Source organism: Paenibacillus sp. S-38 (assembly GCF_049942825.1).
Classification (GTDB): Bacteria; Bacillota; Bacilli; order Paenibacillales; family NBRC-103111; genus Paenibacillus_G.
In genome coordinates this window covers 2,012,484-2,033,212 of record NZ_CP187970.1, presented here as the reverse complement: position 1 = coordinate 2,033,212, position 20,729 = coordinate 2,012,484, and the positions used below count along the sequence as shown (strand labels likewise).

Below are 20,729 nucleotides of genomic sequence, written 5' to 3'. Positions count from 1 at the left end.
GCGCTCCTCTAGTCGGATACCGCAGAGCAGGACTGCTGCAGAACCAGGCTCACAAGCATTCATCTTCTCCGGCATGATGTCGCGGTCTTACCAAAGCTGGACCGTCGGCACTGCATCCGTTACATAATGTCATACCTGCCATAGCTGCCATACCTGCTCCACCGTATCCAGGAAGGATACGGTTCTTCGGCGTACGATTTTTCAAGAAAACGGGAGGCTGCTCGAGAACAATCCGGATGTTTGCGCTTACACTAATCTTGTCCGCCTTGAACCCGCTTTCCCCTTCTTGTATAATCGGGACTATTGGACATCGGCCCCGACTTTTCTGAGAGTGGAAAGTCACATTTATCTTTTTTTATCATCAAGGAGGGTTTCTTTTGCTTGCCCAACAACTGAAAAATCACTGGTTCAGCAATACCCGCGCGGATCTTCTGTCCGGCATCACGGTAGCGCTGGCCCTCATCCCCGAAGCCATCGCCTTCTCGATCATCGCCGGCGTGGACCCGATGGTAGGTCTGTATGCTTCGTTCAGCATCGCCGTCCTCGTGTCGATCTTCGGCGGACGGCCCGCCATGATCTCCGCCGCTACAGGGGCCATGGCTCTGCTCATGGTGAACCTCGTGAAGGACCACGGCATCGAGTACCTGTTCGCCGCCACCGTGCTCGCCGGTATTCTCCAGTGGATCATGGGGATGCTTAAACTGGGCCGATTCATCACCTTCGTCCCCCATTCGGTCATGACCGGCTTCGTGAACGCGCTGGCGATTCTGATCTTCATGGCGCAGCTGGTTCACTTTACAGGGCAGGGATGGCTGATGTATGCCCTGGTCTGCTTGACGCTCGCTATTATTTACGGGCTGCCGCGCATCACCAAAGCGTTCCCTTCGGCCTTGGCCGCTATCATTCTTGTATCCGTGCTGGTCATTTCGCTTGGCCTCGACGTCAGAACCGTCGGCGACATGGGCGAAATCACGAACGCACCGCCCGTCTTCCATCTTCCTCAGGTTCCTCTGACCATGGAGATGCTGATGATTATTTTCCCGTACAGCCTGTCTCTGGCAGTCGTAGGGATCCTCGAGTCACTGCTGACCGCAACTCTGCTCGACGACATGACGGGTACGCGCAGCGACAAGAACCGCGAAGTCCGCGGACAAGGGATCGCCAATATCGCCACCGGCTTCTTCGGCGGCATGGCGGGCTGCGCGATGATCGGCCAATCGGTGATTAACGTCAGGTCTGGCGGAAGAAGCCGCTTGTCCACCTTCGTGGCCGGCGTCTTCCTGCTCTTCCTCATCATAGTGCTCGGGAATGTGGTGAAGCAGATTCCGATGGCCGCCTTGGTCGGCGTCATGTTCATGGTCTCCTTCGGCACGTTCGACTGGTCTTCCCTGCGCCGCATCCGCAGCATTCCCTACAGCGACTCCCTGGTCATGATCGTCACGGTGGTCATCGTTGTAGCTACCCATGACCTGTCCAAGGGCGTCTTCGCCGGGGTTCTCCTCAGCGCCGTCATTTTCGCCTGGAGGATCGCCCGGATTAGGACAACCAGCATCACCGATGCGAAGGGCGTCAAGCATTACACGGTCCATGGCCAAATGTTCTTCGGCACCGTATCCGGCTTCCTCGATGGTTTCAATGCGGAGCAGGACCCCGTGGAGGTTGTCATTGATTTTTCCCACTCGCATCTCTGGGACCACTCGGCTGTCAACGCGCTGGCCAAGGTGACAGCGAAGTACGAGCTCGCAGGCAAGTCGGTGAAGCTTACCGGACTCAATGAAGAAAGCCAAGTGCTGCTGAAGCGTACAGGCCTCGGAACCTCCGGTGCGCACTAACCTGGGAAGTCCCCGCAGACTTTATTTACACAAAGCTCTCTTACCGTCTTACTATAAAAAACCAAACCGCCTTCCGAGCCGAAGGCGGTTTTGCGTTATTGGCATCCCTTGTTGTCATCCTCTGCTTGTAGAGGTATAATTGGATAGCAGATCTTAGCACCAAGTACCAAGCAGCATCATACCCAACCCGAGTCCAAGCTTTTCGAGAGGATGAACTTACTCATGAACCCGACTACCCCTGCCGCCATGGCCTTCGAAGACTTCAAGGAGGTGCTGCTCGACCGCCGCAGCATCCGCAAATATACCGAGCAGCCCGTCTCCGTCGAGGATATCCGTGACATTATCGACTGTGCCCGGTATGCTCCAAGCGATACCAACTCCCAGACTTGGGAATTCATCGCGGTGACCAATCGCGAGAAGATCAAAGAAATCGAGCGCCTTACTTGGGAGCAGCTCCACCGCAGAGCCGCACAGGCTGAGGAACGCGGGCTGAGCAAGGAGGGGCGCCTGCTTGTAAAGTCCTTCGGCCCTTACGCCACCGCCTTCTCCGACGCTCCTGTACTCCTCGTCTGCCTCGCTACGCCGTACAATTCGAAGTTCCGTGAGCGGATCTTCGATCCGGTCCAGCTCGTAGACGATTCGGTATGGGCAGAGGAAGGCATCAAGAGCTCGTGCCTTGCCGCGCAGAACCTGATGCTCGCCGCCCATGCCAAGGGACTCGGCACCTGCCCGATGACCGGTCCGGTTCTGCTCGCGGAAGAGCAGCTGCGCGAGGTGCTCGACATCCGCCCGGAATGTCAGGTGAACATGGTCATCGCCCTTGGCTATCCTTCCGAGCGTCCGGCCCGCCTGGCCCGCAAACCGGTCGATGAGATCCTGACGATCGTGGAGTAAATTTGTTTTGGTGGAACCTCTGGCTTGGGTTTTGGAGCCAGGGGTTCTTTTGCGTTTCAGCCTCAATAACAGAAAAAAGCGGACCCGGGATGATGACATCCCAGGTACCGCTTTATGAAATACGATAATGGCACGATTGTAAGAAAACTATCTGCACATGAATGAGTACCGTAAACAAGTGACGGTAAGTTTTCTTGTTGAAATCAAGAAGCGAGATCAAGAGGTTCAATCGTTATGATTTCCGGAAGAAACCTTATATCATGCAATCCGTTCCTTCGCAGGATCCGGACGATAAGTTTAATTACAGTTTGTTAACGTTAGCTGCTTGTGGACCGCGGTTGCCTTGAACGATTTCGAATTCAACCGATTGGCCTTCTTCCAGCGTCTTGAAGCCTTCGCCTTGGATAGCGGAGAAGTGTACGAATACATCGTCGCCACCGTCAACAGAGATGAAGCCGTAACCTTTTTCTGCGTTAAACCATTTTACTGTACCCTTCAATGAAAACAACCTCCTAGATGTATCGCCATCTTGGGCGAATATGCTAAGTATACCACCCTTAGCAGGATAAATCAACTGAGGGCAATTTATACAGAAGGCTTGCGGAGCCTTAGAAGCTCGCTCGAACCGGGGATAAACGGAAGGCTCGAAGGGAGCAGATCCGCCTCGGCCCCTTCAACCTCAAGCGCCTCCATCAAGCGTCCGAGCTCCGCGTACCGCTCCCATTTCAGCGAGTACACGGGATAAATCCGCACTTCACCGCCCGGTCTGCAGACACGGTACAGCTCCTTCACCGCACGCAGATGGAACTCATAGTCGAACTGCTCCTGATAAAGGAACAGGAAATGGCTGCAGAGCACAAGGGCGAAGCTCCCGTCCGCGTACGGCAGATGGGGCAGCATCGCGGACACATAACGGCCTTCCTCCTTACGAGCGGAGAAATCCTTCGAAAACCGTTCCAGCGAAGCCTCCCTGTTCGCGCGGTGGCGCCCCAGGTCCCCGTAATAGCTCCAATCGAAGAGATGCTTCAGCTTCCCAAGCTTCTCCGTCGAAACATGGATCTCCCTGCTTCCATGCTCGGCGATCTCATCCTTCGTCATCGCGTACAAAGGATCGGCAGCTGACGCAGGATATCCGCGCCGGGATGCTTCCGCCACAAATGAAGAAGCTCCCGCGGCGACATCAAGGATCGGCCCAGCCTCCAGCAGTTCGGCCGGCAGTGAGAACATCCGCAGATATTCATCGTAAGACCTGCAGGTCATGGCTACCCCCGCCTGCTCATAAACCGACTTTGTCTCCCCGGCTTGCTGCTGCGGGGACAGGTGTTCGGATGCTTCATGGTTCATCGTCATGCTTCTCATCTCTCCTCATCTCATCTCGGCTCGTTATCCGTCCGATGCTCCCATCCGCCCTCCGGCAGATGCTGAAGCTTACACCGGATTGTAGCATAGGGAGGCAGGATTTTACAATCCCTTTTTTTCCAGATCAGCGAGAGAGACGCTCCGCCTGCCCCGCTCTCGTTTTTCCTGGACAGCCTTGCTTTTCAGCCCCGGCTGAGGTATCATTTTCGCGCAGGAACCTTACGGAATTTTCCTGAATATCCGGCTCCGCCGCCGGCGGGCCGCAGAAACGGAGTCTGCCCTATGATCAAAAAACACGTGATCTACAAAAAAGATAAATGGAACATGCTTACGGTGGAAGTCAACGGCAAACAGCTGATTCTCCGTGAAATCTCCGATCAATGGGGAGAAGAATCCCGTACCTTCCTCTCCCGCCCCGAGATGATGCACTGGGTCGGCGAGCGGTTTCCCAAGGAGAAGTTCGCAGACAACCCGGAAGAATATGAAGAAATTATCGCGGCCTTCAAGCAGGTGTAAAGAAACCGGCCAGCTGATTTTGTGCAAAATCCACGCGGATAAGCCTTGACGGCGGGCTTGGCTCTTCGTTATAATGAAGCTAATTACATAAGGTGTCCTCCAAAGGGGAGTAGCTTCCACAATAAAAGTCGTCAATTCGGGTTCTTCGCGGAGCCCCGGCTTTATTGGCAACGTAACGTTGTTAGCAAGACCTTTGCCTACAAGGTAAAGGTCTTTTTTGTTTGTCCAGACCCTTACCTTCGGCAGGTAGGGGTCATTTTTATGTGATCAGCGAACGGGACCTCCCCGGCTGCAAGGAAAACCTACCAAACTGAAGAAGGAGTGGTGAACGTGGAATTCTCTCTGGAGTTTCTGCTCAAGCTGCTGAACATCGTCCTCATCGACCTTGTTCTGGCAGGCGACAACGCCATCGTTATCGCGCTGGCCGCACGCAATCTGCCCAAGGAACACCAGAAAAAAGCAATCATGTGGGGTACGGTCGGCGCGGTCATCATCCGTGTGCTTGCGACGCTCGCCGTCGTATGGCTGCTAAAGCTTCCGTACCTGCTGCTGGTGGGCGGCGTGGTGCTGGTCTGGATTGCCTACAAGCTGCTCGTCGACAAGAGCGACCATGCCGTGGAAGCCAAGCCTCAGCTGTGGCCGGCCATCCGGACCATCATTATCGCGGACGGGGTCATGGGCTTCGACAACGTTATGGCCGTCGCAGGCGCATCCCACGGCGACTTCATTCTCGTCGTTCTCGGCCTGCTGATCAGCGTCCCCATCATGGTATGGGGCAGCACGATGTTCATCAAGCTTGTTGAGAAGTATCCTTGGATCATCTACATCGGCTCCGGTGTCCTGGCCTATACGGCAGGTTCCATGCTGACAGGCGACCCTTCGGTTGAAGCCTTCTTCGCCGACAACGGCATTCTGAAGTGGGTGCTCATCTCCCTGATCGTCGTCGGTGTCCTGGCCACGGGCTACGGCAAAAAACTGTTCGGCTCTTTCGTGTCCATCAATGAGAAAGGCCATCTGACCATTCCCCAGGAATTGGAGCAAGAGGCGGACATTCAGCCGAACGACAGCTTCAAGGCCAAGCGCGGCGAAGACGGGCGCCTCGTGCTCGTCAAGCTGAAGCCGAACGGCTGATTCGCTCCTCTTTACTTCACAGCACATTCCTGAAAGGCCGGCATCCCGATCGGATGCCGGCCTTCGTTCGTCTTCATGGAAGAGGCGCGCGTTCTGTTTGCCGGGCCTGCCCCATAGGAATAACCATGCGGACGTCCGCTGCCTTCCGCCGGGTCCCTCACCCATGCATTTTACACCGACTCCTGGACTTCCGTATTCCCCCGAGCCCCGAAAACCCCGTGCTCCCAGAGAGGATTCCGCGAATTCTTGGCGAACACTAGGGGATAGAGCCCTTATCCGAAACCGAGGTGAACCGATTAAACTTATGAGCAACAGCGCATCCGTGGTAACCTTCATCATCCTTTCGTTCTCGCTGGGACTGATTCTCATCATGAAGAAGGACACCCTTCCCCCGGGAACCAAAAGACCGCTCGCCATCATCGCCCTGGTGATGATCTCGTTCTCGTTCTTCATGATGGTCTACAGCTTCTTCTCCCTGCCGCAGCAATAGACTTAGGGCCGACAATTCCCTATACTAATATTTGAGCCGCGCTCCGGTTATACTAACCAACGTTTCCAGACCTACCCATCCTGCTAGCCATGGAGCGTGAGCGGCAATGCGTGCATTACTCGTGTTGTTCTGCGGCATCCTGCTGACCGGACTGCTGATCTCATCCGCAGCGCAGGCGGGCTCCGCCGTGAAACCTAAACATCCGATAAGGAGGGCTCCCATGAATCAGTTATCCAAACGCAATGACGTCCCCGCCGAGCACCGCTGGAATCTTCAAGACCTGTTCGCCTCCCAGGAGGCTTGGGATGCAGAGTACCAGAAGGTCAAGGACGCTTTGAAGGACGTGGGCCGCTTCGAAGGCAAGCTTGCCGATCCGGCCTCGATCAAGGAAGTCTTCCAGCTTGAAGATGACATCTCCCTACATACCGAGCGGTTGTACGTATATGCCAATATGAAGCACCACGAAGACATGGCTGATCCCGTATACCAGGCCTTATCCGATAAATCCAAGAAGCTCAGCGTAGAAGTCGGCGAAGCCCTCTCCTTCGTGTCCCCCGAGATTCTGAGTCTCTCCGATGAGGTGCTTCAGGCCCTCGTCGGACATCCCGATCTGGCGTTCTATAAGCGTACGCTGGAGGAAATGATCCGCCAGAAGCAGCACGTCCTCGGCAAAAGCGAAGAAGCCCTGCTCGCGCAGGTCGGCAACCTCTCCCAGGCGCCGGGCACGATCTACGGCATGCTGAACAACGCGGACCTGAAGTTCCCGAAGGTCAAGAACGAACAGGGGGAAGAGGTCGAGCTGACCCACGGCCGGTACATCCAGTTCCTCGAGAGCCGCAACCGCGAGGTGCGCCGGGAAGCGTTCCAGACGATGTACGAAACGTACGGCAAGCAGAAGAACACCATTGCGGCCACGCTCGCGGCGAATGTGACGAAGAATATTTTTTATGCCAAAGCGCGCAAGTACCCTTCCACCCTCGAGATGTCCCTCTTCGGCGACAAGATCGACAAGGAAGTATATACGAACCTGATCGACGCCGTCCATGATTCGCTTCCACTCATGCACCGCTATATGGAGCTGCGCCGCAAGCTGATGAAGGTGGACCAGCTGCACATGTACGATCTCTTCGCCCCCCTCGTCGACGAATACAAGCTCGAAATCTCGTACGAAGAAGCGAAGAAGAAGGTCAAAGACAGCCTCGGGCCGCTGGGGCCGGACTATCTCAAGGTGCTGCAGGAAGGCTTCGACAACCACTGGATCGATATCTATGAGAACGAGGGCAAGCGCAACGGGGCATACAGCTGGGGAGCCTACGGCACGCATCCTTACGTGCTGCTGAACCACAAGGACAACCTCAACAGCATGTTCACGCTCACGCATGAGATGGGCCACGCGCTTCACTCCTATCTCTCGGATGCGAACCAGCCTTACCGCTATGCGCAGTACACGATCTTCCTCGCGGAAGTCGCCTCGACGCTGAACGAAGCGCTGCTCATGGACTACATGCTGAAGCATTCCAGCGACAAGAAGGAAAAGATGTACCTGCTCACCTACTACATGGACCAGTTCCGTACGACGGTATTCCGTCAGACGATGTTCGCGGAATTCGAGAAAATCATCCACGAGAAGGCCGAGGCGGGCGAGTCCCTGACGCCGCAGCTGTTCAGCGAAATCTACTACAACCTGAACGTCCAGTACTACGGCAAGGATATGGTTGTGGATAAGGATATCGAGATGGAATGGGCGCGTATTCCCCACTTCTACAACTCGTTCTACGTCTACAAATATGCCACAGGCTTCTCGGCGGCGACCTCCTTTGCGAAGCAGATCCTCGACGAAGGACAGCCGGCTGTGGACCGCTACCTCGGATTCCTGAAGAGCGGCGGCAGCGACTACTCCCTGAACATCCTGAAGAAGGCGGGCGTGGATATGTCTTCGCCTGAGCCGATCAAGCAGGCGATGAGCGTGTTCAAGGACCTGCTCGAGCAGATGGAGAAGCTGTCCGAAGCATAACTGTGTGGGGCTGAGCCGCCTGCCGGCTCGGCCTTTTTGCTGTGGCGGGATTCGAACCTCAGCCCTTTGGGGATAAAAGGGTATACCTGAAAAGCAAGCGACGAAAGGAACGTGCTTCCCGTATGAAAGCTCAATGGATTCTGATCCTCACCCTCTTATTCGCCCTGATCACCGCCGTCTTCGCCGTCATTAACGTCGATCCCGTCCGGGTAAAGTATGTCTTCGGCGAACGGGACATTCCGCTCATACTCGTCATCTTGGGCTCCGTCCTGCTCGGCGGGCTCATCACCGGGTTCATCGGGCTCTTCCGGCAGTTCAAGCTGAAGCGCCACATCCGTCAGCTCGAGAAAAAGGTGGCTGAGTACGAGGGCGGACAAGCTGCCGCGGCCCCTTCGTCCGACCTGCCGCTGCCCCCTGCCGGAGAACCCGGAAGCGCAGATGTGCGGGGATCGCTCGACAAATAATCTACACCGCACCGTTTTGTGACCTTTTGCTCCCCCGCTTCCCCTGCCCTTCTGCTATAATGGATGGGGATCAGGACAAGCAGAGCGGACGCCGGCCCTGACGCTTTCATGCGCAGGGCCTCTTTGTGCAGAGAAGAAATAGAGGTTCCGCATCGGCCTGAATCTGCAGGAGCCCCACGCATCTCGTCCTTGAAGAAACGCGAAGCCATGGATCCCCGGCTGAAACATATTCACGCGGCAGCGCGTCCATAGAGATAAAGAGAGAGATCCGAATGCTTCACAGACAAGGGAGGGACTATCATGAAAAGGAATCAGCTGGCCGCCGGGCTTCTCGCCCTGACACTGCTTCTGAGCGCCGGCCCCGGACCGCAGGCAGGCGCGGCAGCCGAAGCGGCGCCCGTAGGCATGAATCTGAACGGGCAGGATGTCCGCTTCACCACGTCCCCTGCATTTGCGGGCAGCACGCTGATGGTGCCGCTGCGCGAGCTGTCGCAGGCTCTGGGCGTGGAGGTGCAGTGGAACGCGGCGGAGCAGTGGGCCGAGGCGTCCAAAGGCACTGCAGCCATCAAGCTGCAGCCGGGCAATAGGACCGCCTACCGCGGCGGAGTGGAAGTGCAATTGGAGCAGAGCCCCTATGCAGAGGGCGAGAAGCTCATGGTGCCGCTGCGCTTCTTCAGCGAAGCGTTCGGCTTCAATGTATACTGGGACGCGCTCAACCGCAAGGTATCGATCGTCGATGCGGACAAGAGCCTGCCCACCATCGGCTCCTTCGAGAAGCTCGAATCGCTGCTGAAGGAAATGCCGGGCGCTGCGGGCATATCGGTCCGGGACGCGAAGATTCAGCTGCAGAGCAAGCTGGCGGAGACGGATTCCGCCGCGGCACCTGCCGCCGCTCCCAGAGCCTTCGGCGAATCGGGATCGTCCGCCCCGCCGGGATACTCCACCACCAATGTGCAGGTAGAGGGCGTGGATGAAGGCGATGTCATCAAGACGGACGGAGCGTATATCTACCAGGTCAACCGCAGCCGCATCGTGATCACTGACGCCCTGCCGGCGGAGTCCATGAATGTGGTCAGCACCGTATACTGGGAGGACCCGAACTTTTATCCGCAGGAGCTCTATGTGGATGGGAGCCATCTCGTCGTGATCGGCAGCACGACTTACCCGGCTGCAGCGCTCCCGGTGCCGCTCGGCGGACCTGAAGAGCAGCCCCATGCCGCGCCCGTCAGCGGCTCCCCAAGCAGTTCGGTTATGGCGGAGAAGCGAATCGCCCCCTGGCCCTCTGCTTACCGCACGACGACCAAGACGATCGTCTATGAGCTTGGGGACCGTACGCAGCTTCGGGCCGTCAGGGAAACGGAGCTCGAAGGAAACTATATCTCCTCCCGCAAGATCGGCGACTCGCTCTATATTGTGACGAACAAGTCGATGAACTTCCACTGGCTGCTGCGCGAGAACGCTACGCCCGAGGAGAAGCTGGCGGCCGCAGCGGGACCGGCGTACCGGGATTCGGCGGCCGGAGAGGCTTTTGTCACCATCGGGTTCGAGGATATCCGCTACTTTCCCAAGGCGGTGGAGCCGAATTACCTGCTCGTCGGCGGCATCCATCTGCAGCACCCCGACCAGAAAATGCAGGTTACCAGCTACCTCGGCTCCGGACAGTATGTCTATGCGTCGGAGTCCAATCTGTATGTAACCGTCAATGAGTATCAAGCCGCCCAGCCGATGCCGATTCCGCTCGATCCGGGAATGGGCGGGATCGCCCCGTCGTCCCTGCCCGTGCCCCGCGCCGAAGAGACCGCCAGCGTCATCTACAAGTTCGGTCTGGACGGAGGCACCACCCGATATGAGGGCCGCGGTACCGTGCCCGGCCACCCGCTGAATCAGTTCTCGATGGACGAACATGACGGCTATTTCCGGATTGCGACAACGACCGGAAGCCCCTGGCGGACGGACGAAGGCACATCCAAGAACAACATTTATGTGCTGGATGAGGCGATGAAGATCACCGGTACGCTTGAAGATCTGGCACCGGGCGAACGGATCTATTCCGTGCGCTATATGGGCAGCCGGGCCTACATGGTCACCTTCCGGCAGGTGGATCCGCTGTTCGCGATCGATCTCTCCGACCCGGCAGCGCCGAAGACGCTCGGCCAGCTCAAGATTCCGGGGTACAGCGATTACCTGCACCCTTACGACGAGAATCACCTGATCGGCTTCGGAAAAGAGGCTGTCGTGGCGAAGCCCGACAATACGGGCTTCACAGGCGAGCCTGCCGCCTTCTACCAAGGGATGAAGGTTGCCCTCTTCGACGTCAGCGATCCCGCTAACCCGAAGGAGCTCTTCAAGGAGACGATCGGGGACCGGGGAACGGAATCCGAGCTGCTGCACAACCCTAAGGCGCTGCTGTTCTCCAAAGAAAAGAACCTGCTCGCCTTCCCTGTCACCGTGATGGAAATCAAGGACAAGAAGGCGGCAGGTTCGGATTCCCCCCAGGCTTACGGCGAATTCGCCTTCCAGGGCGCCTATATCTACGGACTGGATCTGGAGAAGGGCTTCCAGCTGCGCGGGAAGATCACCCACCTGTCAGAGGAAGCGATGAAAAACGCAGGCTCCGCCTGGTACGGAAGCGACCTGAACGTCGAGCGGCTGCTCTATATCGGAGATACGCTGTATTCCGCTTCCCAGGGCATGATAAAAGCGAATGACCTTGCCACCTTGAAGGAGCTGCGGGCCCTGCCGCTGCCGCCATGGCAGCCCCGCCGGTAAGAAGCTTGGCAGACCGGACCCTAATCCGGTACAATGGCAGAAGCAACTACATTCCTGGAGGGACATCCGCCCATTATGGTGACTTTTATTATCATCGTCTCGATTCTGATAGCCCTAGCGATCTCCGCCGCGGCGATCTATGTTACGAATAAGGCTTACTCCCGCAAAGAGGAAGAGTAAGCCTTACGCGATACCCAAACTGATCGCCCAGGCCGCCGCACCGCCGGCCGCCGAGCTCAGGAAGTTGACGAGATCGTTCGTCATCCAGGAGAAGCCCCGAACCGGAACCGCCGCTGCCCCGCAGTGGCGGTTTTTTTCGATGTCCCGGCCGCAGACGCTGCAGCGGTACATTGCCTGGCATACCGCGCCGAGCCACGAGTCGGCCAGCGAGCCCGCGAGGCCGCCGGCCAGGCCCATGGCGCAGAGTCCGGCGGCCGAACGCACGGCACCGGCCGGAATCGCCGGGTCTGCGGACAGCAGCCCGAGGGCCCACGCGGCCGCGCCGATGAAGAGGCCGCCGGCGGCGGAGGCGCCGATACCCAGCGGCGTCACGCCGCCCGAGGTGCCTGCCGCTACCTTGCGGAGCGTGACGATCGACCGCGGCGCGGTGGGGCTGAGGCCGCCGATCTCGGTGGCCCAGGTGTCGGCCGTGACCGTGGCCATCACGCCGATGAACGCGGCCCACCATGCCGGATGCGGCCAAAGGACCGCGCCCAGGCACAACAGCAGGCCAAGGCCGCCGTTGGCGAGTACCTGGCCCGCATCGCGCCGGCCGCTCTTCGCGTAGCCTTCCTCGGCCGCCGCCTTGCGCTTCGCCTTCCACTTCGAGAGCAGGGACGAAGTGATGAAGAACGCGATGAGCGTGCCGAACCAGGCGGCGCTGCCCGCAGCATACATGAGAGTCCCCAGCAGCACGGCCGCCAGGAAGCCCGAGAGGGAGAGCGAACGCTTGAGATAAGCCGCCCCCGCAATCACGGCGCTTCCAAGCAGCCCGATAAGCAGATCTGACATGCGGTTGGCACCCCCCTTTTTTTGGATAGGATGGATATGAATTCTTCACCGATAACTCGAACCCGAAGTCCGCTTCAGGTGAACTTCGATGATCCGGCCACGATTGCCGGCGAACGGCGTTTGGACCATCTGTTGAAGCTCGTCGCGGGGATGGGCCGCTAAATGGTCACAGCGGATCGAGTAAGGTTTGGCTCCTTGCCCCGCTGGGGAAGAGCTGCTGCTCCAGTCCGTCTTGACCCGCGCACTCGCAGGATCGCCAACGTGACATGGACCGCCTCCCTTAGGGAAAGCGGTCCATTGTTGTCTTCCTGTGAAGGCCGGCTTAGTTCCCGAAGCGTGCCGTGAAGGTGCCGAACGAAGTCTCGCCCCAGTGGAGCTCGAAGCGGTCGCCGGACTGTACGGCGGCCACACCGGCCGGCGTTCCCGTATAGATGATATCGCCCGCGCCCAGACCGTAATGCTTCGCGATATAATCGACGATAACCTGGAGGCTGAAGATCATGTCGCCCAGATTACCGCGCTGCACCTCTTCCCCGTTGCGCTGGAGCGTATACTCCACCTGCTTCACCTGTTCGAACCCCGGGAACGGGCGGAATTCGGTCAGCGCGGCCGAGTTCAGGAAGCCCTTGGCCGGCAGCCACGGGTGGCCCTTCTTCTTGATGACGGACTGCACATCGCGCAAGGTAAAATCAATGCCGAGCGCCATCCGGTCGACGAGCTCGTCGACGGTGATGCCAGGCGTATACGCGCGACCAACATGCAGCACAAGCTCGGCTTCGAAGTGGACCTCGCCGCGGCCTTCCGGCAGGGCGATCTCCCCGCCGTTGATCGCCGTCAGGGCATGCGTCGGCTTCGTAAAGATCATAGGCTCCTCTGGAATGTCATTGCCCAGCTCGGCGGCGTGCAGCCCGTAATTGCGTCCTACACAATAAATGTTGCGGATGGATTCGTTCATTGCGCATCGGTCCTTTTTATATAATCATTTCCAAGGAAATACCTAGACTTGCCTATCATTATAGACCTCTCCCTCTCAAAGCACAACGCCGCGCCCCCATCCCGACTGCGTCAGCGGAACGCCGTTCCGCTGCTTGAAGATCCGGGCTGCAGCCGGCCGGGGCCGTGAATTTCCTTCAAAAAAGGGCAGCCTCCCGGCTTGGGAGTGCCGCCCTTCGCGCTTAGCGCTTTATTCCTTAGTCGTTGTTGAAGCCGGCTTCTTCGCGGCCGTCCCCTGTGTTCCCGAGGAGGTGCCTTCCTTCGTCTTGGTGCTTGTCGTGGCCTTGCTCTTCGAGGACTCTGCCGTCTTCGCGGAGGCCGGTGTCTTGGAGGACGTTCCGGTCCCCGAAGAGACCGCGCTGTTCTTGTCCGCCGCCTTGGCCGGAAGAAGTACGGGAACAGCAGGAGCCTTGTAAGCGTTGACCGCTCCTGCACTTACTTTCCCCTCGGCATCCACCTTGGCGTTATAGGAGATCCGCGTCAGCTTCTCGAAGAGCTTCTTGCCCTTGTCCGCCTCCATCGGCACCGGATGCGCCCATTCGGTATGTATCGGCACCAGGCTGAGGTCGCAGCTGCGCTCCTTGGAGCAGGAGGCATCGAGAATCATGCTCTCCAGGGTGTTCGGGTTCGAATTCGTAGTAAAAATAAAATTGCCTAAGCTGTAGGCGATCCACTTGCCCTTGTACTGCTCGAAGCCCTGCAGCACGTGAGGATGGCTCGCAATGATAAGATCGGCTCCCGCATCGATATATTGGTGCGCCAAGTCCCTCTGCTTCTCGTTCATCCGCTCCTCGCGCTCTTCGCCCCAGTGGGCGATAACCACGACCAGATCGGCTTCCGCCCGGGCTTTGGCGATGGACTCCAGCGGCCGCTTCACCGAATAGGTCTCGGCGAGGCCCGGTTTGCCGGCACCCGCGAACCAGGTGGCATCCGGGAGCACTTCGGAGAACCCGAGAAAGGCGATCTTCATGCCGCTCTGTTCCACGACCTCATAGCGGTACGCCTCGTCGGCATTCTTGCCTCCTCCCACGCGCCGAATCCCCTGGGCATCCAGGTGGTCCAGCGTATCCAGCAGCCCTTTCTCGCCATAATCCATCGTGTGGTTGTTGGCCAGATTGACGAGGTCCACACCGGCCCCCTTCAGCTCCGGCAGAGCCAGAGGAGAAGAACGGTACACATACTCCTTGGACTGCGCTGTGCCGCTTGCCGTAATCGGCGTCTCGAGGTTGGCCACCGTCAGGTCCGCCTTCTCCAGATAGGACTTTACCTGCTCGAACGGGTACGCGTATCCGTTCTTCTTCACGATGTCCTCCACCCTGCCGCCGAACATGACATCGCCGACAAAGCTCAGCTTGACGCGCGGATCGCCTGCTCCAGCTGCAGGGAGCAAGCCGCCGTTCTCTCCTGCCGTGGGCGTTACGGGAATCGTCTCCGGCTTCGGCTCTTCCGCCGCTGCCGCCGGTTGATCCGCCTTTGCCGGTTCTGCCGGCGGCTTCTCCAAGGCCGCCGTCTGCTGCTGTGCCGGCGTCTCGCCGCCTCCCGGCTGGGGCCCTTCGAGCCAGCCGATCAAATAAATGAAAGCGCCTATCGTTACGCCGACCAAAGCTCCGATCTTCAGCCACATCGTTTTCTTGAACTTGCTGGCCTTCTCCTGCTTGTACTTCTCCGAACGCGATTGAATCGTAACCTACTCCTTTACCCAGTCCTGCTGCGCTGCATCGGCTGCGGGAGCCGTTTTTCGTGTTCCCATTATACCAGAACGTGCCATCCCGGTCATGGGCCTTTATTCCAAATTTTATCGGCAATCTGCCGCTGTATGGGTGCCGTGTGTGCCCGCAGACCAGCCGTTTCCGCTGTCCCCCTTCATTTTAGACTCCATCCCACCTTGTGATATAATGGGAGACAATCGTAATAAAGAAGGGGGAGGCCGCATGGAACGCATCGCTGTCATCTCGGATATCCACGGCAATCTTCCCGCCCTCGAAGCGGCAGCCCGGGATATTCGCTCCCGGGGAATCCGGCGCATCTTCTGTCTTGGCGATCTCGTGGGCAAAGGGCCCCAGCCGGCCGAGGCCGTGGAACGGGTCCGCGAGCTCTGCGAGCAGGTCGTGCAGGGCAACTGGGACCATGGGATCGGCACTCCGCAGGAGAAAGAGGCCGGGGTATGGCAGCAGGAACGTCTGAGCTCGGAGCAGCTGCGGTACCTCGGCAGTCTGCCGTTCTCGGCGGACCTGCTGCTGAGCGGCCGGCGCATCCGGCTCGTTCACGCTTCGGCGAAGAGCGTCTATCACCGGGTATACCGCAAATCCGAGAAAAAAGAGCGGCTCGCCATGTTCGAGAACACGGAGAGCACGGGAGGCTTCCTCGGAAGTGAAGCCGCTCCTGATGTCGTAGGCTACGGCGACATTCATGTCCCTTACCTGCAGACGCTGAAATCAGGGAGCCGCCAAGGGCTGCTGCTCTTCAACACCGGCGCGGTCGGCGCCCCTTATGACGGGCTCCCCCAGGCGAGCTATGCCATCCTCGAGGGGATCGAAGGCTCGGCGGAGGCCGGACCGTTCTCGGTTCAGATGGTGCGAGTGCCTTATGATATCGAACGGGTCGTGGCCATCGCCGAGCGCGCAGGCCTCCCCCAGCTCGACCGCTTCCAGTATGAGATGCGTACGGGACTCGAGCGGTGAGGGGAAATCTACTAAGCTAAGCTTACGCTTGGGACCCGGGTACCCCCTTCGGACCGCGGATCGGCGGCCGGACCGGTCCCCGCGCTGGAACGCACCATGAACCCCGGCCTGCGGCCCTGCCCCAAAGGCAGACCGCACCGGCACGGGAACCGCAGGAAAGAGGCGATACACGTTGCCCGGATGGAAAACGAATCTCACCGTACTATGGTTCGGACAATTTTTGGTCATGTCGGGCATGACCATGATTGTTCCTTTTCTCCCTTTATATCTTCAAGAGCTCGGAGTGACGGAGCCGCATGCCCTTGCCACGTGGTCGGGGATTATTTTTGCGGGCAACTTCGTGACCTCCTTCGTGTTCCAGCCCCTCTGGGGCGGCCTCGCGGACCGCTACGGACGCAAGGTGATGCTGCTGCGCTCCGGCTTCGGCATGGCGGTCGTCATGACCCTGATGGGCTTCGCCACGGGGCCGTGGCACCTGCTGCTGCTGCGCCTGGTCAACGGCACGATCTCCGGCTTCATACCGGCCGGGGTGGCGCTGATGTCCGCTACAGCTCCCCGCGAGCGGATGGGCTTCGCCATGGGCACACTGCAGTCGGGTGCGGTGGCCGGCTCGATTCTCGGGCCGCTGTTCGGCGGACTGCTCGCCGAGTGGATCGGCTTCCGGTACATCTTTTATATTACGGGGGGGCTGCTCTTCGTGGCATCGCTCCTGGCGACGTTTCTGGTTAAGGAGACGTTTGACAGCAGCGCCGCGGCCAAAAAGGCCAAGCAGTCCATGGCAGCCGCCTTCAAGCAGCTCAGGGGCATTCCCCAGCTTCCTTCGCTGTATGCGGTCACGTTCCTGATCCAGTTCTCGCTTCTCAGCGTGCTGCCTCTGCTGCCTCTGTTCGTGCAGAAGCTGCATGGACCGGGAGAGATGCTGGCGTTCTATGCCGGGCTGGTCGGCTCGATTACCGGCTTCTCGAACATGATCGCCTCGCCGCTGCTCGGGAAGTGGTCCGATAAGATCGGACCGGAGAAAATCCTGGCCATCTGTCTCATCGGCGCGTCGATCGCTTCCGTTCCGCAGGCGTTCGTCCAGAACGTCTGGCAGCTGTTCGCCGCCCGGTTCTTCCTCGGCATCTTCCTTGGCGGCCTGCTGCCGACCGTGAACAGCCTGATCCGCAAGTATACGCCGGGCGGGATGGAGAGCCGCTCGTACTCCTTCAACTCGAGCGCCCTCAGCCTCGGCAACATGCTCGGGCCGGTCGTCGGCGGCTTCGTATCGGGGTATGTCACGATCCAGCAGCTGTTCTTGATCTCGGCGGTGCTGCTGTTCGTGAATGCGATATGGGTATACAAGTCCCTGCTCAGCCGCCTGCCGGGCAAAGGTTCTTCCGGGGAGGCGCCGGCCTCCCCTTAAGCTCGCGGCATAGCCAAGCATCCAAGATGACTTCTGACGCTATATTCAGGGGTCATCTTTTTTCGTAGCAGAAGAGTAAAGGAGGGACCCGGCGTATGCGGGGAGATAAAGCCCTGATCACGGCCAGTGCCGTCACGGCTCTGATTGCGTTACTCGATTACCTGTCATGGGGATGGGCCAAGTATATTCTCGTGTTTATCTTCGCCCTGCTTCTAACCGCATTCTTGTATGAAAGGGAGAAGCGGTAGCCTGTATCTACATTAGGTAAGCCAAAAGACCCGCACGACCGAGCGCCTCCAAAGGCACTTCGTCCTGCGGGTCTTTCGTTATTGGAGAATCACAGGATATCGGAAAGAGCTTGGCTCCCATCTTCCCTGAACGGATCAAACCGGAGTGTCCATCCCTATCGCCGACCATTCTTCCTTGGACGGTCCGTACATGCCTGCAACGGGCAGGCCGGCCTGGCGCATCAGGATCGTCAATTGACCGCGGTGGTGGATTTCGTGCTTCACGAAAATAGACAGCGTCTGCCCTTTGGTCCAGGTCTGGCCGAACATCTGGACCGTCTCTTCGAGCGCCTCGTCGCTCCAATGCCCACACACCGCGCTCAAGATCGACTGTGTCACCGCGCGGTAAGCCTCCGCAATGGAAACGGCGGACGCCGGCGTCTCACTTTCCGCCGCCGGGGCCTTGAAGGAGAGTCCCGCCCCTGTCAGCAGTCCGTGGTCTTTGTGAACCAGATGCCAGGCCAGAGGACCAAGAGTCCGGAAGCCGGGTGCGACTTCCTGAGACAGCGAGGCGTCGGTTAAGGTGTCGAGCAGCTTCAGGGTACTCCGGGACTCGTTCTCATAATCGGTGATGAAGCTTGGAATGGTCGTATACATGGGCTTTGTAAAAAAAATAAAAAAACCGTTCCCTGCCCGCCAAGCCTGACGGATCGAGAACGGCTGTGTATGCTTGTATGCCTGAATAGCACTGCCGCAGCGCTGCTGCCAAGGGCGGACGGCGGTTTACTTTACTCCCGTTCCTTCACCCGTGCCAGGGCCAGCCCGTCGTAAGCCGGCAGCAGAACGCCCTCCAGCCGCGGGTCCTGTGCGATCATCCGGTTGAACTCCCGCATGCGGGTCACGCCGTTGCCTTTCTCCTCGGGATTCGTCGTCTTCCCGCGCATGAGCAGGTTGTCCCCCACGATGAGCGCCCCCGGATTAGCAAGCCGGATCGCCCATTCCAGGTAATTCGGATAATTCCCCTTGTCCGCGTCGATGAAGAACAGGTCGAACCTGCGTCCTTCCTCCTCCAGCTTCTTCAGGCTGTCCAGGGCTTCGCCGATCCGGTATTCGACCTGGTCCCCGTACCCCGCCTCCTCCAGATGTCTGCGCGCCACCGCCGCAAACTCCGGATTCAGCTCCAGCGAAACCAGCCGGCCTTCCTTCGGCAGTCCCCGTACGAGGCACATGCCGCTGTACCCGCCCAGCGCGCCGATCTCCATTACCTGTTTGGCCCCCGTGATGCCGACCAGCAGGGTCAGCAGCCGGCCATAGCCCGGTTCAATCGAAATGTCGCGCATCCCGCTGGCCGCGATTCCTTCCTTCACCCGCTTCAGCTGCGCGTCCTCCCCGTACAGGGATTCCATATATTGTTCGGCCGTCCACTCCGCCGTCATCGCGCCATCTCCTTTGGTCCCGCCGCCGGCTCCCGATTTATTGCGGTGCGGCGTTTGTATAATTTTGCCCAATCTCCTATACTAGAGTATTGTATGGCTTTTGTCCCAGGAGATCAACCAGACTGATATGACGGAGTGAAACAACACCATGTCCATGGATACGATAGAACTGATCGCCACGGCCCCCATGGGGCTCGAAGCGGTTGTAGCCCGCGAGGTGCGGGAGCTCGGTTACGATCAGGTGACCACGGAGAACGGGCGGGTCACCTTCAAGGGCGACCTGCTGGCCATTGCCCGGGCCAACCTGTGGCTGCGGACGGCCGACCGCGTGCTCGTGAAGATGGGTCAGTTCGAGGCCCGCACCTTCGACGATCTGTTCGAAAGCGTGAAGGCCCTGCCTTGGCCGGACTGGATTCCCGAGGACGCCGAGTTCCCGGTCGAAGGGCGCTCGCACAAGTCCCAGCTCTCGAGCGTTCCCGCCTGTCAGGGGATCGTGAAGAAGGCCGTCGTGGAGAAAATGAAGCAGCAGTACGGTACCGAGTGGTTCCGCGAAACCGGCGGCCGCTATGTCATCGAGGTGGCCCTGCTGAACGACATCGCGACGATTACGCTCGACACGACCGGTCCCGGCCTGCACAAGCGCGGCTACCGCAAGCTCGTGACCGAAGCCCCGCTGAAGGAGACGATGGCCGCAGCCATGGTGCTGCTCAGCCGCTGGCAGCCGGAGCGTCCGCTCTACGACCCGTTCTGCGGGTCGGGCACGATCCCGGTGGAGGCCGCGATGATCGGCTGGAACATCGCCCCGGGCCTGCGCCGCACGTTCAACAGCGAAGGCTGGCCGGTCATCCCACAGGAGCTGTGGGAGCAGGCGCGTGACGAAGCGTATGACCTCGTGAAGGACGACGTGCCGATGCAGATCACGGGCTCGGATATCGACCCGGAGGCGGTGAAGGTCGCCGAGGCCTCCGCCAAGGCTGCAGGCCTGGCGAAGGAGCTGCGCCTGGAGGTGCTGCCGGTGTCGAAGATCCAGACCCGCGGCGACTACGGCGCAATCATCACGAACCCGCCGTACGGCGAGCGGCTCGGCGACCGCAGCGAAGCCGAACGGGCCGTGCGCCAGTTCGGCTCGATCTACGCGCAGCTGCCGACCTGGTCGGCGTTCATCCTCTCACCGGGCAAGCAGCTCGAGCACTACATGGGCCGCCCGTCGGACAAGAAGCGCAAGCTGTTCAACGGCCGGATCGAGTGCAACCTGTACCAGTACTTCGCCCCCGGCGGCCTTTACGGCTGGCGCAAGGAAAGCGGCAGCAAAAGCCCTGAAGCGTGATTTCACGCTCAGGGCTGTTTATTTGCTCGCAGCATCGGATGCTCGCAGATTCGGATGCTCGCAGATTCATTTTTGCGCTCCGTTATGCTTCGCATAAAGGTCGCTTCCAAAAATGAACTGCTTCGCTGAGCATCCTTGCGTACAATGCTTGCAGCTTCGTTTTTGCGCTCCGTTATGCTTCGC

At 59.1% G+C, this 20,729-nt stretch carries 21 protein-coding genes; 14 read left to right on the top strand and 7 right to left on the bottom strand.

The features are described 5' to 3' along the window. The first annotated feature begins 377 nt into the window (after nucleotides 1-377). Both ACP26L_RS09690 and ACP26L_RS09685 read left to right on the top strand, forming a co-directional pair. Nucleotides 378-1,832 (top strand): SulP family inorganic anion transporter, encoded by a 1,455-nt coding sequence (locus ACP26L_RS09690; protein WP_426452322.1) that lies wholly within the window; start codon nucleotides 378-380, stop codon nucleotides 1,830-1,832. 246 nt (nucleotides 1,833-2,078) lie between these two features. Continuing rightward, nucleotides 2,079-2,726 (top strand): nitroreductase family protein, encoded by a 648-nt coding sequence (locus ACP26L_RS09685; RefSeq protein WP_426454875.1) that lies wholly within the window; start codon nucleotides 2,079-2,081, stop codon nucleotides 2,724-2,726. A gap of 301 nt (nucleotides 2,727-3,027) precedes the next feature. Here ACP26L_RS09685 and ACP26L_RS09680 read toward each other — a convergent pair whose 3' ends face one another. Beyond that, nucleotides 3,028-3,225, bottom strand: coding sequence for a cold shock domain-containing protein (locus tag ACP26L_RS09680; RefSeq protein ID WP_426452321.1), 198 nt, complete (start codon nucleotides 3,223-3,225; stop codon nucleotides 3,028-3,030). A gap of 86 nt (nucleotides 3,226-3,311) precedes the next feature. Next, entirely contained in the window at nucleotides 3,312-4,076 is a 765-nt protein-coding gene (locus ACP26L_RS09675) for a methyltransferase domain-containing protein (protein ID WP_426452320.1), read from the bottom strand. Nucleotides 4,077-4,367: 291 nt separating this feature from the next. Here ACP26L_RS09675 and ACP26L_RS09670 point away from each other — a divergent pair, with 291 nt between their 5' ends. From ACP26L_RS09670 to ACP26L_RS09640, 7 genes are all read left to right on the top strand, one after another. After that, nucleotides 4,368-4,601 carry a hypothetical protein gene (locus tag ACP26L_RS09670; RefSeq protein WP_426452319.1) on the top strand — a complete coding sequence of 78 codons (234 nt, stop codon included), beginning with the start codon at nucleotides 4,368-4,370 and terminating at the stop codon, nucleotides 4,599-4,601. A 330-nt stretch (nucleotides 4,602-4,931) separates the two neighbouring features. Beyond that, entirely contained in the window at nucleotides 4,932-5,732 is an 801-nt protein-coding gene (locus tag ACP26L_RS09665) for a YjbE family putative metal transport protein (protein ID WP_426452318.1), read from the top strand. Nucleotides 5,733-6,036: 304 nt separating this feature from the next. Next, a complete protein-coding gene (locus tag ACP26L_RS09660) occupies nucleotides 6,037-6,222 on the top strand; it encodes a hypothetical protein (protein ID WP_013915305.1) in 186 nt (61 codons plus the stop codon). Between the two features lie 220 nt (nucleotides 6,223-6,442). Then, on the top strand, nucleotides 6,443-8,236 hold the full coding sequence (gene pepF, locus ACP26L_RS09655) for an oligoendopeptidase F (RefSeq protein WP_426452316.1): 1,794 nt from the start codon (nucleotides 6,443-6,445) through the stop codon (nucleotides 8,234-8,236). Between the two features lie 122 nt (nucleotides 8,237-8,358). Next, on the top strand, nucleotides 8,359-8,700 hold the full coding sequence (locus ACP26L_RS09650; protein WP_426452315.1) for a LapA family protein: 342 nt from the start codon (nucleotides 8,359-8,361) through the stop codon (nucleotides 8,698-8,700). 300 nt (nucleotides 8,701-9,000) lie between these two features. Continuing rightward, nucleotides 9,001-11,469, top strand: a complete 2,469-nt coding sequence (locus ACP26L_RS09645; protein ID WP_426452314.1) for a beta-propeller domain-containing protein — start codon at nucleotides 9,001-9,003, stop codon at nucleotides 11,467-11,469. A gap of 33 nt (nucleotides 11,470-11,502) precedes the next feature. Continuing rightward, the gene (locus ACP26L_RS09640; RefSeq protein WP_426452313.1) at nucleotides 11,503-11,649 is read left to right on the top strand and encodes a hypothetical protein; all 147 of its coding nucleotides are present in this window, start codon (nucleotides 11,503-11,505) and stop codon (nucleotides 11,647-11,649) included. A gap of 3 nt (nucleotides 11,650-11,652) precedes the next feature. On the opposite strand, the gene ACP26L_RS09635 is transcribed toward ACP26L_RS09640, so the two are convergent. Continuing rightward, the gene (locus ACP26L_RS09635) at nucleotides 11,653-12,480 is read right to left on the bottom strand and encodes a DUF92 domain-containing protein (protein ID WP_426452312.1); all 828 of its coding nucleotides are present in this window, start codon (nucleotides 12,478-12,480) and stop codon (nucleotides 11,653-11,655) included. 36 nt (nucleotides 12,481-12,516) lie between these two features. Between ACP26L_RS09635 and ACP26L_RS09630 the strand changes: the two genes are divergently transcribed. Further along, nucleotides 12,517-12,642: a hypothetical protein gene (locus tag ACP26L_RS09630; RefSeq protein ID WP_426452310.1), complete on the top strand. Its 126-nt coding sequence runs from the start codon at nucleotides 12,517-12,519 to the stop codon at nucleotides 12,640-12,642. 160 nt (nucleotides 12,643-12,802) lie between these two features. Here ACP26L_RS09630 and ACP26L_RS09625 read toward each other — a convergent pair whose 3' ends face one another. Both ACP26L_RS09625 and ACP26L_RS09620 read right to left on the bottom strand, forming a co-directional pair. Further along, on the bottom strand, nucleotides 12,803-13,435 hold the full coding sequence (locus tag ACP26L_RS09625) for a fumarylacetoacetate hydrolase family protein (RefSeq protein WP_426452309.1): 633 nt from the start codon (nucleotides 13,433-13,435) through the stop codon (nucleotides 12,803-12,805). A 228-nt stretch (nucleotides 13,436-13,663) separates the two neighbouring features. Further along, nucleotides 13,664-15,097, bottom strand: a complete 1,434-nt coding sequence (locus ACP26L_RS09620; RefSeq protein ID WP_426452307.1) for a CapA family protein — start codon at nucleotides 15,095-15,097, stop codon at nucleotides 13,664-13,666. 307 nt (nucleotides 15,098-15,404) lie between these two features. Here ACP26L_RS09620 and ACP26L_RS09615 point away from each other — a divergent pair, with 307 nt between their 5' ends. From ACP26L_RS09615 to ACP26L_RS09605, 3 genes are all read left to right on the top strand, one after another. Then, the gene (locus ACP26L_RS09615) at nucleotides 15,405-16,154 is read left to right on the top strand and encodes a metallophosphoesterase family protein (protein ID WP_426452306.1); all 750 of its coding nucleotides are present in this window, start codon (nucleotides 15,405-15,407) and stop codon (nucleotides 16,152-16,154) included. 172 nt (nucleotides 16,155-16,326) lie between these two features. Next, nucleotides 16,327-17,556: an MFS transporter gene (locus ACP26L_RS09610; RefSeq protein WP_426452304.1), complete on the top strand. Its 1,230-nt coding sequence runs from the start codon at nucleotides 16,327-16,329 to the stop codon at nucleotides 17,554-17,556. A 95-nt stretch (nucleotides 17,557-17,651) separates the two neighbouring features. Continuing rightward, a complete protein-coding gene (locus ACP26L_RS09605; protein ID WP_426452302.1) occupies nucleotides 17,652-17,804 on the top strand; it encodes a hypothetical protein in 153 nt (50 codons plus the stop codon). A 135-nt stretch (nucleotides 17,805-17,939) separates the two neighbouring features. On the opposite strand, the gene ACP26L_RS09600 is transcribed toward ACP26L_RS09605, so the two are convergent. Together ACP26L_RS09600 and ACP26L_RS09595 are read right to left on the bottom strand one after the other, a co-directional pair. Beyond that, nucleotides 17,940-18,440: a DinB family protein gene (locus tag ACP26L_RS09600; RefSeq protein WP_426452301.1), complete on the bottom strand. Its 501-nt coding sequence runs from the start codon at nucleotides 18,438-18,440 to the stop codon at nucleotides 17,940-17,942. Nucleotides 18,441-18,571: 131 nt separating this feature from the next. Continuing rightward, nucleotides 18,572-19,219: an O-methyltransferase gene (locus ACP26L_RS09595; RefSeq protein WP_426454874.1), complete on the bottom strand. Its 648-nt coding sequence runs from the start codon at nucleotides 19,217-19,219 to the stop codon at nucleotides 18,572-18,574. A 148-nt stretch (nucleotides 19,220-19,367) separates the two neighbouring features. Between ACP26L_RS09595 and ACP26L_RS09590 the strand changes: the two genes are divergently transcribed. Next, the gene (locus ACP26L_RS09590; protein WP_426452300.1) at nucleotides 19,368-20,546 is read left to right on the top strand and encodes a THUMP domain-containing class I SAM-dependent RNA methyltransferase; all 1,179 of its coding nucleotides are present in this window, start codon (nucleotides 19,368-19,370) and stop codon (nucleotides 20,544-20,546) included. The last annotated feature ends 183 nt before the right edge of the window (nucleotides 20,547-20,729 follow it).